Origin of the sequence: Propionispira raffinosivorans DSM 20765, assembly GCF_000381065.1 — a bacterium.
In the GTDB taxonomy this organism is placed as follows: Bacteria; Bacillota; Negativicutes; order Selenomonadales; family Selenomonadaceae; genus Propionispira; species Propionispira raffinosivorans.
The window spans coordinates 1-16702 of the sequence record NZ_KB905858.1 but is presented as its reverse complement, the minus strand read 5'-3'; the positions used below and the strand labels follow the sequence as shown (position 1 = coordinate 16702).

The 16702-nt window shown below is 35.0% G+C and carries 16 protein-coding genes and 1 riboswitch; of the genes, 12 read left to right on the top strand and 4 right to left on the bottom strand.

Translation table 11 applies throughout. The features are described 5' to 3' along the window. Positions 1-57: 57 nt before the first annotated feature. The 9 genes from F606_RS0114400 to F606_RS0114360 all read left to right on the top strand — a co-directional run bounded on the left by F606_RS0114400 (position 58) and on the right by F606_RS0114360 (position 8750). A complete protein-coding gene (locus tag F606_RS0114400; protein ID WP_019554586.1) occupies positions 58-714 on the top strand; it encodes a DNA-3-methyladenine glycosylase family protein in 657 nt (218 codons plus the stop codon). After that, complete coding sequence (locus F606_RS0114395) at positions 711-1259, top strand: bifunctional transcriptional activator/DNA repair enzyme AdaA (RefSeq protein WP_019554585.1); 549 nt, start codon at positions 711-713, stop codon at positions 1257-1259. Before F606_RS0114400 ends, F606_RS0114395 begins: the two co-directional genes overlap by 4 nt. Further along, positions 1256-1714: a methylated-DNA--[protein]-cysteine S-methyltransferase gene (locus tag F606_RS23840; protein ID WP_019554584.1), complete on the top strand. Its 459-nt coding sequence runs from the start codon at positions 1256-1258 to the stop codon at positions 1712-1714. The genes F606_RS0114395 and F606_RS23840 overlap by 4 nt, the downstream gene beginning before the upstream one ends. A 240-nt stretch (positions 1715-1954) precedes the next feature. Further along, the gene (locus F606_RS0114385; protein ID WP_019554583.1) at positions 1955-2767 is read left to right on the top strand and encodes an epoxyqueuosine reductase; all 813 of its coding nucleotides are present in this window, start codon (positions 1955-1957) and stop codon (positions 2765-2767) included. A gap of 212 nt (positions 2768-2979) precedes the next feature. Beyond that, a complete protein-coding gene (locus F606_RS0114380) occupies positions 2980-4005 on the top strand; it encodes a ParB N-terminal domain-containing protein (protein WP_019554582.1) in 1026 nt (341 codons plus the stop codon). Positions 4006-4284: 279 nt separating this feature from the next. After that, the gene (locus F606_RS0114375) at positions 4285-5268 is read left to right on the top strand and encodes a Ppx/GppA phosphatase family protein (protein ID WP_019554581.1); all 984 of its coding nucleotides are present in this window, start codon (positions 4285-4287) and stop codon (positions 5266-5268) included. A 533-nt stretch (positions 5269-5801) separates the two neighbouring features. Then, the gene (locus tag F606_RS0114370; protein WP_019554580.1) at positions 5802-7088 is read left to right on the top strand and encodes a magnesium transporter MgtE N-terminal domain-containing protein; all 1287 of its coding nucleotides are present in this window, start codon (positions 5802-5804) and stop codon (positions 7086-7088) included. Further along, on the top strand, positions 7085-8350 hold the full coding sequence (locus tag F606_RS0114365; protein ID WP_019554579.1) for an Nramp family divalent metal transporter: 1266 nt from the start codon (positions 7085-7087) through the stop codon (positions 8348-8350). Before F606_RS0114370 ends, F606_RS0114365 begins: the two co-directional genes overlap by 4 nt. A 49-nt stretch (positions 8351-8399) precedes the next feature. Continuing rightward, positions 8400-8750: a DUF4260 domain-containing protein gene (locus tag F606_RS0114360; protein ID WP_019554578.1), complete on the top strand. Its 351-nt coding sequence runs from the start codon at positions 8400-8402 to the stop codon at positions 8748-8750. Between the two features lie 171 nt (positions 8751-8921). On the opposite strand, the gene F606_RS21225 is transcribed toward F606_RS0114360, so the two are convergent. Together F606_RS21225 and F606_RS0114350 are read right to left on the bottom strand one after the other, a co-directional pair. Beyond that, positions 8922-10226 carry a sensor domain-containing diguanylate cyclase gene (locus tag F606_RS21225; protein ID WP_019554577.1) on the bottom strand — a complete coding sequence of 435 codons (1305 nt, stop codon included), beginning with the start codon at positions 10224-10226 and terminating at the stop codon, positions 8922-8924. A 206-nt stretch (positions 10227-10432) separates the two neighbouring features. After that, complete coding sequence (locus tag F606_RS0114350; protein ID WP_019554576.1) at positions 10433-11068, bottom strand: MCP four helix bundle domain-containing protein; 636 nt, start codon at positions 11066-11068, stop codon at positions 10433-10435. Positions 11069-11403: 335 nt separating this feature from the next. On the opposite strand from F606_RS0114350, the gene F606_RS0114345 reads away from it, so the two are divergent. The 3 genes from F606_RS0114345 (at position 11404) to F606_RS21220 (ending at position 13914) form a co-directional block, all read left to right on the top strand. Then, positions 11404-11742, top strand: a complete 339-nt coding sequence (locus tag F606_RS0114345; protein WP_083924055.1) for a DUF3781 domain-containing protein — start codon at positions 11404-11406, stop codon at positions 11740-11742. A 168-nt stretch (positions 11743-11910) separates the two neighbouring features. Further along, on the top strand, positions 11911-12390 hold the full coding sequence (locus F606_RS0114340; protein WP_019554574.1) for a DUF4405 domain-containing protein: 480 nt from the start codon (positions 11911-11913) through the stop codon (positions 12388-12390). A gap of 246 nt (positions 12391-12636) precedes the next feature. Then, positions 12637-13914, top strand: a complete 1278-nt coding sequence (locus tag F606_RS21220) for an MFS transporter (RefSeq protein ID WP_019554573.1) — start codon at positions 12637-12639, stop codon at positions 13912-13914. A 111-nt stretch (positions 13915-14025) separates the two neighbouring features. Here F606_RS21220 and F606_RS0114330 read toward each other — a convergent pair whose 3' ends face one another. Both F606_RS0114330 and F606_RS0114325 read right to left on the bottom strand, forming a co-directional pair. Further along, entirely contained in the window at positions 14026-14373 is a 348-nt protein-coding gene (locus tag F606_RS0114330) for a hypothetical protein (protein WP_019554572.1), read from the bottom strand. Between the two features lie 147 nt (positions 14374-14520). Continuing rightward, positions 14521-14604: riboswitch (cyclic di-GMP riboswitch) on the bottom strand. Positions 14605-14905: 301 nt separating this feature from the next. Beyond that, positions 14906-16321: a sensor domain-containing diguanylate cyclase gene (locus tag F606_RS0114325; protein WP_169558428.1), complete on the bottom strand. Its 1416-nt coding sequence runs from the start codon at positions 16319-16321 to the stop codon at positions 14906-14908. Positions 16322-16702 lie beyond the last annotated feature (381 nt).

Genomic DNA, 16702 nt, shown 5'->3' with positions numbered 1-16702 from the left:
TTGAGAAGAAAATCACCGGATACTTATGCTATAATTGCAGCAGTGGGGGTGATTTTTTTGCATTTTGAATATGGCAGCGAGGCCATTGAATTCTTAAAAAGTCGTGACGATTTGCTAGGAAAAGCGATTGATCGGATCGGGCATATTTATCGGACGGTCGACAGCGATCTGTTTTCCTCCGTCATTCATCACATTATCGGACAACAGATCTCTACTCAGGCGCAGGCGACGATTTGGCAAAGGCTGAATGACAGACTTGAAAATATAAATCCAGATACAATCTGTTCTATTGAATCAAACGAACTTCAAAAAATTGGCATGACATTCAAAAAAACCGAATACATCAAAGACTTTGCGCAGAAGATAAAAACCAAGGAATTCAACATCGAAGCACTGGTCAACCAGCCCGATGCATTGGTTGTCAAAGAACTTTCATCTCTAAATGGGATTGGTATTTGGACTGCGGAAATGATTATGACCTTCTGTATGCAGCGACCTAATATTGTGAGCTACGGAGACCTTGCAATTCATCGAGGTATGCGGATGCTGTATCATCATAGAAGTATCGACAGAAAAAAGTTTGAGAAATATGCAAGGCGGTATTCACCCTACGGGACGGTAGCAAGTCTGTATCTTTGGGCAATTGCCGGAGGCGCGATTGATGGAATGCGAGACTATGCACCGAAAAAGAAACGGGAGGTGGTAAAAAAATGACACAGGAAGAAATGTGGAAAGCAGTATATGAAAACGATGCCGCCTATGATGGCATTTTCTTCTACGCGGTTCAATCCACAGGGATTTATTGCCGTCCTTCCTGTAAGTCTAAAATACCAAAACGGGAAAATGTATGTTTCTTTTCTGCTGCAGAAGAGGCGAGGCGCGCGGGTTTTCGTCCCTGCAAGCGGTGCAGAAGCGACCTTTTAGACTATCAACCAATTAGAGAAATCGCGGAAAAGGCAAAACGGCTTCTTGATGATTCTTTTCGCAAAAGCTGTGATCTGAATCAGAAATTGCGGCAGTTGGGCGTATCCTCACATCGTATGGTTGAAATCTTTCAAGAGGAATATGGTATTACATTGTCCGAATATGTGAGTAAGTTGCGTCTGACAGAAGCAAAACGGCTGATTTCGGATACCGATGGCAGGATTATCGACATCGCGTATTCTGTAGGCTTTGGTGGATTGTCATCTTTTTATCGATTTTTTAAAACCGGAACAGGAGTTTCTCCTGCTGCATACAGAAAGGAGTATCGAAAATGATACAGTACGCATTCTATGATTTTAAACTTGGAATTCTAAAAATCGGCTATACTGATACGGTTATTGTTTCATTGGACCGAGTCGAGCAGGTTGATATGGACAATGAATCTTCAGCACTAACCAATCTTGTTTTTAAACAGATTAGTGAATATCTCAACGGACAACGCCAAACTTTTGACTTTCCTTATGAGCTTCATGGTACGGAATTTCAGAAAAAAGTGTGGGAAGCTCTTCGGCAAATTCCTTACGGAGAAACTCGCACGTACAAGGACATTGCGACGGTAGTTGGCAACCCGAAAGCTAGTCGTGCAGTGGGGATGGCGAATCATAAAAATCCTTTGATGATCGTGGTTCCATGCCATCGGGTTATTGGAATGGGTGGGAAGCTTGTCGGCTATGCAGGTGGATTGGACATGAAAAAAGCACTGCTTGATCTTGAAAATAAGAAAACATAATGAACAGCAAGTGAAAAGACAAAAACATCACAAACATTTTTTATTTCAGACATTATAAGAATATGCTATACTCTAAATATATGCTTACGAGGAGGAATTTGGATGTTTTTTAAACCTTTATTTGAAAATGATGTTCCAACAGCGAGCCGCTCTTAAACGGAACCGGTTGCGATAGGTAATGATTCCGTCTAGAGTAAATTAACTTATACTATAAATTTAAATAGGCGGAGGATATAAAATATGACAGACAAACACCAAACTCTAAAGGGACAAATAGAAGAAGAAATTTCCTCATTTGTGAAAAACTATGAAGCGAAAACAGAAATATCAACAAAATGGGGTCAGCCACTGGTTGGGTTTGCTGATGCAAAACATCCCTTTATCTTAAATCTTAAAAATATAATAAGTTCCCAGCATGAATTGCCAACAGATATATTAAACGATGCTTCTATTGTTCTTGCCTATTACATCCCCTTTACGAAAGAACTTGCTAAAACAAATAGTACGAAGCATAGGTTAGCATCATCTCAGTGGGCTTTAGCCTATGAAGAGACAAATGCCATGTTTAAATATTTAAACCAACATATAATAGAATATTTAAATTCAAAAGGCTATAATGCCGCTATCTCTAAGGAATCTTCAACATTTAGTACAGAAAAACTTATAAGCAATTGGTCACATCGGCATTTTGCTTATATAGCAGGGCTTGGAACATTTGGTATAAATAATATGTTGATTACCAAAAGTGGCTGCTGTGGTCGTTTTTTCACGATTGTAACCAATTTGGATATAGTGCCAGACAGACCTATGGTAAATGAACTATGTTTATATAAAAAAAATGGGAGCTGCAAAATTTGCCTTAAAAATTGCCCGGTCGGTGCTCTTACTGAACTAGGTTATAATCGTACGAAATGTTATACGATGTTAAAAGAAAATGCTGCTGTTTACACAGAATTTGGTAGTTCTTATTTTGATGAAACTTTAACGACAGCAAATAGTACGGGAAGTGAAGTATGCGGAAAGTGTATTACTTCTTCCCCTTGTGCTTTTTAATACCCAAAATTCTATAAGAAAAAAGTTTTACACTGCCAGTAACCCTGTGAAATGGGCTGCTGGCAGTTTTATTTGCTAAAATGATTGCGGTTTAACTAAAATCGTTATATAATAAGAATAATTTTAAAACGTATACTAAGTATACGAAAAATAATATATATTTGTAAATGAAAATAAATTGAGTATATAAAAAATAAAAGGAGATTTTTAAAATGAAAAACATTAAAGCAACAAAAATTAGAATGGATTTAATTGATCCAGATGTTATCGAGGAAAGCAACATACGAGAAGATCAAAAAGAAAAATCAAAAGAAGAATATAAGTCTGATATCGAAAATATAAAACATACTATTAAGCCGGTAGGACACTTGCAGCCAATCTTAATTAGAGAATTGACCGTTGCAGAAAGAGGAAAATCCACTAAAAAAACCGCGATATATGGTATTATCAATGGAAATACACGTTATGCAACGAATTCCAAAAAAGATATTTTTGCTACTATTGTAGAATTGAATGATACGGATGATGATCAAAAAAAACTTGCATTGATTGCAAATTTTGCAAAGTCTGAAATGACTACAGAAGATAAAGCAGCAATCATATATCATGAACAAGAAAGACTGAAAAATTTATCAAAAGAAAGTATAGTGGCTGGCAATAAAAAAATAAGTGCATCTCTTGAAACATTGGCACGTACTTTTGGTATTAGTAAAGCGTATGCTCAAAAACTTGTGAATATTTATAAGAGAAACATGAAATTAGCAGCAGATAATAACGCTGCTAATTTAGAACCTGAAATTATTGATTTTGCTCATCAATATAAATCAATAATGACGGACATCCAAAATAGCATGAAAATTATTATAGAAGATACGGATGCAAATAAAGCTTTAGATAGTATTCAAAAAGCAAAAAAGTTAACGAAAAAAATTATGGAATATCTTAAATATATAGAAAAAAATAAACCAGAAATAAAAGCAGCTAAAAACAGAAGAGCGGAAATTGTAAAAGTCTTAAAAGATATTGGCAATAAAAATAAAAAGACTGAAAAAATAGACTTGAAAATAGAAAAGCTTAAGGGAAAAATCGATTCTGAAACAAAATATAAAGTGAAAAATGATTTAGAAAAAAAGATATCCGAAAAACAGAAAGAATACAATCATTTAAAAAATGAGCTTGAAAAATTAAAACAGATAATAGATCCAGCAGATGAAGGTACTAGACAAAAAGCAGAATAATAATTTAAAGTTAGATCCCTCAATTATTAAGTTTCTGAATCAAAAGAGGATGGCAAGACGCCAAATTGATTTAGGGGCTTAATAATTGAGGGATCTTTTTCTCTACAGAACAGGTAGCTATCTGATTTTTTTAATAGCAGATAACTTAACCGTAAATTAACATAAGTTTGCTTGAATTATATTATAATAGATATAGGAATTTTGTGTATACGCGTGAAGCTTCATTATCTTACATGATAATTTAGTTGTAGAAAATATAGATTGATGGAGTGATTTGATATGGTTCAGGGAATTATTAATATTGGCTCAAATTCTATCCGTTTGGCAATATATAAAATAGATAACGGTCAAGTAACAGCCTTATTGAATAAAAAGCATCCTTCTGGGTTGGCTTCCTATATTAAAAAAGAAAAAATGCTGCAAGCTGGAATTGATAAAACTTGTCAGGCAATTTCTTCATTTAAAGTTTTATTGGAGACATTTCATATTACGAATATATCAGCCTTTGCTACGACGGCTTTGCGAAATATTTCAAATAGTGCAATGGTTATTGCACAAATTATGCAAAAAACAGGTGTAAGCGTTACTGTTCTTTCGGGGACGGAAGAGACAGCACTTGATCTTTTCGGAGCAACACATGCTATGCAGACTCAAAACGGCTTGCTCCTTGATATCGGTGGAGCGAGTACAGAATTGGTTTTGTATGAAAATGGACGTATCGTTAATTCCATAAGTCTGTCGATAGGTTCACTTAATGCTTATGAACAGTATGTTCAATATTTGCTGCCAAATAAAAAAGAACAAAAAATGATTAAAAATGCGGTTTTAGCGGAACTGGCACAAATTACTGATTTTGCTTCGAGACCACAAACCTTTATTTGTGGTGTGGGTGGGCTGATTCGTGCAACCGGAAGAATCAATATATCTTTATTCAATTTGTCGATGGATACAGCTGAAATTAAAGTGTCTAACATGAAAAAAATGATTAAACTTTTAGAGAATGATGAAGAAAATGAACTTCTTTCGAGTGAAACATTGAAGGTTTTATTAAAAACAGTGCCAGGACGCATTGAAACAATTGTACCGGGACTGATTATTTTACATACGCTGAGTAGATATTTTAAAAGCACAACAATTGTGGTTAGCAAATCGGGCATTCGTGAAGGTTATTTATATAAAAACATACTTACTGCAAAAAAACAGACTGCCAAAACGATTTCTCCGATAGAAGACAAGAATGAATCAAATTATGCTGCAAGTTGACAAAACAACGATAAAAATTAGTTGTTAAATGGAAGACTGAACAAAGCCTCCAAGCAAAAAATAGTTGAGGTAGAATAAGATATGCAACAAAAATACTGATATTAGCTATACATAAAAATCGAGAATTATCTCGATTAACGCTTTTTCCTTGATGCTTTTAACTTATTGGTGATTAACCATAATAATTAGGAGTTGTAAAATCAGCTAAGTATGAACTATAATTGTTATATGAGGAAAAAGTGTATAAATTTGCATCAGCTAGTCGGAAGCTTGCGGGACTGGTGCAAAATCTTCCGACTACTGTCGGTCAGGTTGGGGTTTAGTAACGAACTTTTATAAGCAAAGGGTGCACTGTTGTAGTAGAATATGTTGTTGCTTTTTTGATAAAATCTATGCTATGGGTCAATGTTTTGAAAGCAGATATCATTAAATAGTTTGAGTGATGATGAAAGTATGTCACTCAAACTATTTAATTTACGCAGGGGGGCATTTTACATAATCCGCTTTTCGTGGATAAAAGGAGGTATTCTACTATGGTAGAGGTACAAGTTTTAGGAGAATTTTGCTTTAGTCGCTTATTAGGAAAGCCCATCTATGATAAAAGTAATCGAAAGATAGGCAAAATCAAAGATATGGCTGTACAGTGGGAGAATTCTTATCCACAAATCATCGGAATTAAATATAAATCAAGAGAACATCAATTAATTGCTATAGATCAGATAGAATCTTGTACGTATCGAGAAATACGGCTAAAAGAAAACTTTGCAATAGAAAAAACGATCGTATTGCATGAAACGGATATTTATATTAGTAAATGGCTGCTGGACAAGCAAATCATTGATTTAAAAGGATCAAAACTTGTTCGTGTTAATGATGTTATTTTGTCATGGGTCATGCAGGAAAATATTGAATATATGACATTAGTTGCTGTTGATATTGGGATAAAAGGATTGTTCCGTCGCCTTGGACTAGAATTCTTAGTCGCTGGTTGTAAAAATAATTTATTGGATTTACAATATGTGAATCCTTTAGAAAATTGGAATGCCTATCTTCAATTGAATCGTGAAAAACAACAAATCAGTCAGCTTCATCCGGCAGATATTGCGGATTTACTAGAGGAAATGGATTATAAAACGCGTGCTGGTTTTATTGAGACTTTAAATGATCAACAAGCAGTTGATACTTTGGGCGAAATGGATTTAGATGCACAAGTAGAAATTATTGAACAAATGGATCAACAGCGGGCATCTGATTTATTAGAAGAAATGCCGCCAGATGAAGCCGCCGATATTCTAGTAGAAATGACAGTAGAAAAATCGGAAGAACTACTCAATCTGATGAAAGTCGATGATGCGGAGGGCGTGCGTGAACTTATGCAGTACGAGGAAGGTACTGCTGGTGCGTTGATGACAACTGAATTTATTGCATTTTCTGCAGAACTTACGGCACAAGAGGTTATCAATCGGCTTAGAGAATTGGCACCGGAAGCCGAAACAATCTATTATCTTTATGTAGTAGATAATATTGGAATCTTACAGGGCATATTGTCTTTGCGAGAATTGATTATTGCAGCGCCAAATAAAATACTGCGCGATTTAATGCATATGAAGCTGCAGACTGTACAGCTTGATGATGGTCATGAAATTATCGCACAGGTTATCAATAAATATGGATTATTGGCTGTGCCAGTAATTGATGAGCAGGGTATTATTTTAGGCATTGTTACGGTAGATGATGTTCTTGATTTTTTGCTGCCGGAACAAGGAAAAATCGATATGCACTCTTGGTTTACCCTTCGTAAGTGGGGAGGTAGAAAATGAAAAATATGCGCATACGTTTGAGTTTATTTTTTGCAGTCATGGGACCAGGCGTTGTTACTGCTTTTGCTGATAATGATGCTGGTGGTATTGCCACATATGCCTCGGCAGGGGCAACCTATGGCTATGATTTATTATTTACACTTTTAGTTAGTTCGATTTGTCTTGCTATGGCGCAAGAAATTTCAGCACGAACCGGCGCGATTACCGGGCGCGGTTTATCCGATTTGATTCGTGAATCCTTTGGTGTAAAATGGACTTTTTTTGCTATGATTGTATTAATGATTGCGAATGTGGGGACGACTGCTTCGGAATTTTCTGGTATTGCTGCCAGTTTTGAAATGTTTGGTGTCAGTAAAATTATTGCAGTACCGCTTATGGCCTTTATGGTTTGGTGGGCAGTTCTTAAAGGCAATTATTCTCGAATTGAAAAAGTATTTTTTGTGTTGTGTGCTACTTTTCTAAGTTATATTATATCGGGAATTATTATAAACCCTCCGTGGGAAGAAGTTCTCATGACTTCCTTTACTCCTACATTTCATAGCGATGCAGCTTTTCTTATGATGGCTATTGGTATTATTGGTACAACGATCACCCCATGGGGACAATTTTATATACAGGCTGCAGTGGTTGATAAAGGAATAACTGTTAAAGATTATAAATATATTTTTTGGGATGTTATGCTGGGGGCATTTTTTACTTGGCTGATTGCATTTTTTGTAATTGTAGCTACAGCGGCTGCTTTAAATATTAATCATATTGAAATTGAATCGGTAAAAGATGCGGCAATGGCACTGGAACCTTTGGCTGGAAAATATGCAAGTATGTTGTTTTCTTTTGGTTTATTGGGAGCTTCCATGCTTGCAGCATTTATATTGCCCTTGAGTAGTGCCTATGCTGTTTGTGAAGCATTTGGGTTCGAAAGTGGTGTAAGTAAAAAGCCAAAAGAAGCACCTGTTTTTTTTGGCGTATATACCGTGATTATTTTATTAGGCGCAGGGATTGCTTTGTGGCCCCATATATCCTTGACGGATGTCATGTTAGTATCCCAGGTTGTTAATGGGGTATTATTACCACCTATTCTGATTTTTATGGTACTCATTGCTAATAACCAAACGATTATGGGTCAGTATAAAAATTCGGGATGGTATAATATTGTTGCATGGATCTTTACTATAGTACTAATTGTTTTAACACTTATGTTGTTATTGTCTACAATCGTACCTGAATTTATGAAAAATTTAATGGAAGCAAGTGGATTTTAAATAATCGTTCTAAATAAAAGTACTTATAGTAAAGTCAAGGGATGGTGTGATGATGATAAAATTTATTCTGAGAGCTGAAAATGCTGTTATTTTAATAAGTAGTATCTATTGGTATTCTTTTTGCCAGTTTAATTGGATAGTATTTGCAGTATTATTATTAGCGCCTGATATTTTTATGATTGGCTATTTTGTAGATAAAACTTTAGGTGCATATATATACAATATTGGACACACGTATGTATTGCCTGTGATTTTGCTAGTGTATGGTCTATATACAGCACAGCAGACCTTCATGATGATTGCTACCATATGGATCGCTCATATTTCATTGGATCGTACATTAGGGTTTGGACTGAAATATGGGTCGGACTTTAAAGATAATCACATGCAAAACGTGTAATAACAAAAAATAAAAAGCTATACGTTTCTAATTTTAAGTTTATAGTTTTAAAAAGGGCTGATGCACATGTTTTATTATGTGCATCAGCCCTTTTTTGCTTTATAATTGTGTATTTTGCTAGTAAATAGGCAAGTATTAGATTTCATATTCACGTGTATGGATTATATAAATTTATGTGCAAACTCTATTACGTCCGGTAGATTTCGCACGATAAAGTGCCTTATCTGCATGATTAATAAGTTCTATTACTTCTTGTTCAGGGGAACACTGCATAGTTACAACGCCTAGACTGACAGTAAGATATGTTGAGATTTTAGACCCTTTGTTAGAGATATGAAGCTTTTCAACTGCAATTCGCATTTTTTCAGCAAGGGTTTCGGCGTCCTTCTCATTTGTTTTTGGTAACATACAAATAAATTCCTCACCGCCATAGCGCGCAATGAGCTGGGTGGGATCGGAAACACTCCCAGCTAAAGCCTTTGCAACTTGTTTCAGGCAATCGTCTCCAACCAGATGTCCATAATAGTCATTTAACCCCTTGAAAAAATCAATATCAATCATAATAAAAGATAATAGCTCTCCATGTTTTGCTAATTTATCGTATTCTAAAGATACTGTATTATCAAAATATCGTCGATTTGCCAGATCGGTCAATCCATCAACATTACTTAATACTTCAAGCTTTTTTATGGCGGCTTTTAATTGTTCTTCAAGCACTTTTCTCGCATGAATATCGGTCAGCATGATAAAGGAGCCCATATAATTATTTTTGTTATCCATCATTGCTTTTACAGAAATAGTTACCCAATGTTTAGAACCATCTTTTTTTCGTAAATATTGATCATAGGTTGCATCTTTTCCTTGTATTCTTTCCAATATTTTTCTTTTCAGATCTTCCAAATGTTCTTCAAATAATAAATCTTTAAAACGTTGTCCCATCAATTCTTTGATTTCATAGCCAAGCATAGATGCTAATTTATTATTAACAAATATAATTTTCAAATCGTGCCTAGTAATTAGAATTCCTTCATTGGCAGTCTCAACCATAAAACGGTAACGAGCTTCGCTTTTTTGCAATTTTTCTTCGGCTATTTTGCGATCGGTAATATCAGATCCAAGAACAATAAAAGAACAAACTTTTTTATTTATGTCAAATTCAGGTATATATTCTACCTTAATCCAACGCTTGCCAATATGCATATTAAAGTAATATTCATATGTGGCAATTTTTCCTTTTTTTACGATTGAAATGTATTTGATAGCATTTTGATAGTTCTTTTCTGAAAGTATTTCATTCATATGTTTACCTATAATTTGTTCTCTTGAGATATTATAAGCTTTAATAAATGCATTATTAACAAATTTATAGCGCAAAGTATTGGCATCAATATAGGCAACATAAGCAGAAATGTTATTCAGTATGAAAAACGGTTCTGCTTTGAAAAATTTTTTTAATAAAAACGGTTTTCGTTTCAAAATGCTCCCTCCTTTCTTTTGAGCTTATAAAAACGGATGATACGGTCAGCATAAACACAAAATGAAACCTGTGCTGTGATTATACACCAAAATTGTTTCTAAATCTACCAAATATAGGAGGGAAATCTGGGTTACTTACACCTTTTAATGAAAATAATAAAACCCGTGTCTCTGCGAAGAAACACGGCATTATTAGTCTTATTGATTTAAGAGTTAATATACCAATTTACACCTAATAAAGTGGCAATTAAGGTGATTATAATAGATGTCCATACAGATTTAACCATTTCGGTCTTGCCAAGTTCATTCATTTCCGTGGCAGCTTGATTAGAATCGTTTGCAATCTTATCCAAAGCGGACAGAACGTTCTTAAATAAAGGTACTGTTTCTTTCTGATATAACGCATATGATTCTTGTTTCTTGTTTTGTGTTGCCAGGTCTATTATATGATTGTCAGCAGTGCGGAGTTGCTGCAAAGCATCTTTCAAAGCGTTCATTTCGTTAATTTGTGTTGCTGTTAATGATAGCTGCTCATAGGCTGAAAAATTTTCATCCAGCTCTTTTCTTTTTACAATGAGATCCTTTTTGATTCTTTGATTTTCGCTGTCTTCGGTCGTAAGCATTAAACTATATACATCTTCTACAGTTTCATGTAATAATACCTTGCTTTTATAAGCGGATTGCATTTGCTTCATATTTATGGTGAAAAGTTGATCCATTCGAGCATTACCTTGCTTTACAGCCAAATTTCCTGTTATCGATACACCGATAATAGAAAAAATAAATACAGTAATTAAAAGCGTCAGTTTTTGCTTAGCTTGTAACTGTTTAAATCCTTTCATCTGGATAAGGACCTCCTTGATTTTAGAAACATATTCCTTCTAAGCCATATCGCTTTAAATTTATTATATGCAATCTTATTGAAAAGAAGATGAAATACACCACTATAATTTACTTTTCTCCGAATAATTTTTTCATCTCCCACTATATCGTGTAGCAATATTAGTTTGAATCGCAGGATAAAAAGTTAAATATTGCTGTAAATTATATTTTTGTATTATACTATAAACAAAGAAACAGTTGATGTGTGGTTGAGTTTGCTCTCCTCTAAATTATTGATTTGAAAAGAACCCGCTTACCGTTTTAGACGGTTTTTTTCATGCCATTATATTACGGCATGAAAGAATGGCAAAAAGTTGATATAATAGGGAAAAGGCTGTTCAAAATCCATGAACTTTGCAAAAATACGATCGGGGAGTTGAATATTATTACTGCAAATGAATTGCTTTTAAATTTAAATAAGCTGCATACAACCGATTTGGGAGTTGTACGCATCAAAAGAAATCTTTCGTTAGAAACAGATGAAGTCGTCAATTGGTGCAAAGAAAAGATACAGAAGGCTAGTTCGATTACAAATAAAAAAGGTAAAAATTGGTATGTGAATATAGATAATTGCATCATTACAGTAAATTCTTATAGTTACACCATTATAACAGCACATATGATAAAAAAGTAGTTTTAAGCACCTGTTCTACAAAGGCGCATTAATGGTACAAGTGAATAAAAATATATAAGCTGCCAGAATTATGCTGGTGGTTTATTATTTACAGGTGTGTGAAATATTTGGAAAAGATAGAATAGATTTTTAATGGTTCTTAAATCATACGAAGGGGAGGTAGATAACATGTTTAAAGGAATATCTTCACGACAGCTTGTTTCTCTATTGACTTTGTATTTGTTTATTTTTATGGTGTTGACTGGTCTGGTATTGTATATAGTACCGCCGAGCAGGGTAGCTCGTGAGTTACAGTGGACATTGGCGGGAATTTCTAAGACGGAATATATTCGGTTGCATACGATTTTGTCTTTGGGTTTCTTAGTAGTAGCTTTACTGCATGCTTGGTATAATCGTTCCGTTTTGTGGAGATATCTGTTATTAGGCAGGCAGAAAAAAATATGGAATATCGAGTCCATATTAGCACTTGTATTTATACTAGTATTGATGGGAGCAAGTTATTTTAATGTGCCGCCGGTGGATAAAATAATGTCTTGGGGCACGTCATTCAAGGAAAGCTGGGGTGGACCTGGAGGTGGACAGCGATTGCGAGATGGAAAAAATCGTGCCGTGCAACAGGTGGACCAAACTCATAGAGAAATGCAATAAGCAAATCAATATGAACGATTAACTGGTTCGCGACGAATTTCAGTGCAGTTCCACACAGCTTTTTTTGAGGCGACGAAAGACCTGAGCTCTATAGAAAATAGAGCTCAGGTTATTTTTACGTCATCCCGTAAACGCAATTCTACGTGAATCTGAAAGACTTTTCATGCAAATACATATATTTTTTGTTACACTTCAATACAGATATATTCGTAATCTGAAAAGAGATACCAGAAAGGAGCATCCTGCTTGCTAAAAAATAAATTAATTCCAATTCTGCAAAGAGTTTTTTCTTCTTTGAAGCATAAAGAATTCCGCTATTTTTGGTTTGGACAATGCATCTCCCTGATTGGTACTTGGATGCAGCGGACAGCACAGGTCTGGCTTGTCTATACGATGACGAATTCACCTTTTATGGTAGGTATGGTCGGGGTTTGTCAATTTACACCGATCCTTCTTTTTACTTTATTTGCGGGGGCTCTGGTCGATCGTTTTTCAAAACGAAATATTTTATTGATGACGCAATCTGCTTTGATGATTCAAGCGATTGTTTTAACTCTTTTAGCTTATTTTGATATGCTCCAATATTGGCATATTCTGCTGCTTAGCATTTTTTTAGGACTGACACAAACCTTTGATATGCCAGCACGCCAGTCTTTTTTTATTGAACTTGTTGGCAGGGGAGATATTATGAATGCCGTGTCACTCAACTCGACAGTTGTGAATTTAGCAAAGATTATTGGGCCTGCTTTATCGGGAATTGTGATGGTGAACTTTGGAACCGTGTATTGTTTTTCGATCAACGCCATTAGCTTTTTTGCGGTATTATTAAGTTTGTTTTATATTGAGGTTTCACCACAGCAAGTTATACGGGAAAAACAAAAGGTTATCCAAGAAGTTAAAGAAGGTTTATGTTATATTAAGCAGAGTAAAGCATTGATGATCAATATAATGTTTATGGCAATTATTTGTACCTTTGCGATGAATAATGCAGTTATTATTCCTGTCTTTGCCAAAAGTGTACTAGGTATGGGGGCGGAGGCTTATACTGGCTTGATGAGCGCAGCTGGAATTGGTGCATTTATTGGTGCAGTTTTTATGGCTTTTCGTGCCGAAAAAGGGGTAGGAAAAAGATTTTTTCTGTTTTGTTTATGTACAACCGCACTTTTGCAAATTTTTATGGTCTTTGTTGCAGATTATAATGCAGCCTTTCTTTGTATTGCCTGTATCGGTTTTTTGAATTTAGCTTTTATGAATATGGGAAATTCGATTTTTCAATTAAATGCTGATGGTGAACATCGTGGCAGGGTCATGAGTGTATATTCTTTTCTTAATCAGGGATCTACGCCTGTGGGGAATTTTTATGCAGGAACTGCGATGGAATATCTAGGCGGAGTCTGGGGATTTCCTTTATGTGGAATAGCAGCGTTTGGATTATTGGGTTTCGTATTTATTTGTGAACGACAAGAGCTTTTTAGTTGGATTCATGATAACGAGAAGCGAGCAGATGAAAAAATTTCTATTTGAGGGAATCAGATGATCGGATAAGCCGAACACTATCAACTATCTCTGGGTGAATGATAACCCCCCTGAACATCCTCATATTTCAATAGGTGTATTACATCGGATAAATTTTGATTATATTTTCCTTATTTTAAAATTATCCAGTCCACATTGTTTGCTTAAAATTTTAAAAGCAGGTTCTAGTAATAAATTGAGAAGAGTTAATTCATAAGGAGGCAAATCAGGAGCTGTATCAACTTTACATAAGAAGTTCATGCGAACTGATTTAGTTAAGCATCCTTTGGTTTGACAATTTTTATTCTTGTCAAGATTATGTCTTTCTGCATCTACGTAAAGATGAAACTGTCTTCCAGATGTTATAATCTGATTGTCAAACAGACATTTTCGTATTGTATTAGCGATTTTGGGCGGATGCTTGTCACCGCCTTCTTTAAAATTAAAAGAAAGATAGAATTCAATCATATTTAACAACCATTTCTACAGTTAATATTTTTACATTTTAAATGTGCGTACATCGCTCACCGATTTTTTTCGTATACATTTATTTTGTTCTTACAAAAAAAATACTGCCAGTACATAGGATATCGGTATATTTTATACACGATTCGCTTATGCAACCTGGCAGTCATGGAATACTTCTTTAGACCCATAGTTTTGCGCCCTTGTTTTTCAACAAGTTTGCCCATATATAATACAAAAATTTTAAAAAGAAAAAATCTTTCAGAGCTTTAATCATTATTTCTATTCACTAAATTATAATATATTATTTTTTGTTAAATTGCAATTATAAGTTAAACAGTAGATTAGTCGACTATGGTACATAAAAACACATAAATACATAATGAAACTATAAAAAGCATTGATGTGATTGCTGGGGAATTCATGAATTTATATGGATGCTAATGATAAAGTTTTTTGAAGTATTGATATGAATATGGAGGAGATTAGCTTTTGTTATATCAAGCTGGGGTAGTTGCATGGAGATTAATAATCATCAAGCTTGTGTATCAGCCATGGTAATGCTGTTTCTATTTTTTTTGCTGATGTACAAGGCTTTATCGGCTGCGAGTAGTAAATTTCTTATTGTAGCAGCATTTTCAGGATAGCTTGCAATTCCAATACTAGTTGTACATGGAGCTAGTGCTTTTTGGCACAGTGCCCGAATTTCTTCGGCAATATGCTGAGCCTCTGTTAGAGAGACATTTCGTAGAATAATCGTAAATTCATCACCACCAAAACGAAAGACGGACTTAATTCCGGCTACAGCTTGGCATAGCTCAGTGAAATTTTGCAAGGTATCATCTCCGCTTGAATGCCCCTGCGAGTTATTTAGTTCTTTGAAAAAATCAAGATCTAAAATCATTACAACAACTTGGTCTACTGCATGGGATTGGATTTCTTGATCCAGTTTTTTAGCTAACCTGTCAAAAGCACGGCGATTATATGCTTTGGTTAAACTGTCTAGTTCCGATTTTTCTTTTAGTGAAATATGCAATTTTTGCAGTATAGATATCGTTGAATTATAGGCATGAATCATTTCATGAAATTCACCGGCATAGTCCGTTGTATTGATTCCTTTATATTTTCCCTGCCGGATTAATGCGAATGCTGAAATTAAACGCTCAATAGGGTCCGTGACCCGACGAATTGTATAGATTGCAATCGTGATCAATATAATTGTGATAATAATAGCTGATATCATATTTTGATAAAATAATAATTGACGAAATCCAGTTAATTCAGAAGTAGGAAGATTGACGGTAACCAGCCAGTCTAATGTTGGAACCTTGCTATAACCTACGTAATTTTCTTGCCCGAACGGGTTGGTATGAATTAGTGCACCATTTTGATCTGAAATTATTGAAAATATAGATGATTTTTGTCCGATTCGTTCTGCTAGATGATGATAAAGAATAGTACCCTGTTTGTCAATAACGGATATATAACCATCACGACCAAAAATCGTATTGTCAAAAACCAAGGGAAAACTATTTTCATGGATACGAATTGAACCGATCAGCACACCTGTAATTATGCCCTCTTGCAAAATAGGTGTTGCGATGGCGATGATTTGATAACCAGCCGTATTGATATAGACGTCGGTAATGGAGGTTTTACCTTGAAGGGCTGCCTGAAAAAAATCTCGTTTTGCTAGATTGACAGTGGGGAGATCGGGTATTCCACTAATTCTTATGAAATTCCCCTGTAAATCTAAAACTGCCATGACGGTTATGTTTGGTGTTATCTCATTCATGAGATCTAATTCTTTTTGATTTTGCCAAATAGCAGGGGTATTTGCAGCTTTTTTTAAGGTATATTCAATATTTTCCAAGGTGGAAGAAAGTTGTACGGCAAAATTTTTTGCAGCCCGTTCATTGATAGATAATATTAGATCATCAAGATTTGACATAACAAATTTATCGAAAAGTATAAATTGAAGTAACGTACTGCTGAGCATTAATATGATAAGTAAGAGTGCAAATTTATGAAAGATGCGCAAGGATTGAATAATATGGTCCAAACTACACCATCAGCCCGGCTTTAGGAAACCGGCCTACCGGAAAATTGGAAACCGCGATTCCGGTCATGGAAACCAATTCGACCTATAATGGAGTTATACACCATTCGGTGTAAATTCATTTTTATGGAGGTTATTTCTATGACTCACTATCGCGAAATCCTACGCCTGCACGTATTAGGATTCAGCCAACAGAACATCGCATATAGCTGCGGTGCCTCAAAGAAAACCGTAAACAAAATCATTCGGTTGGCTCAAGAAAACAATCTGGCG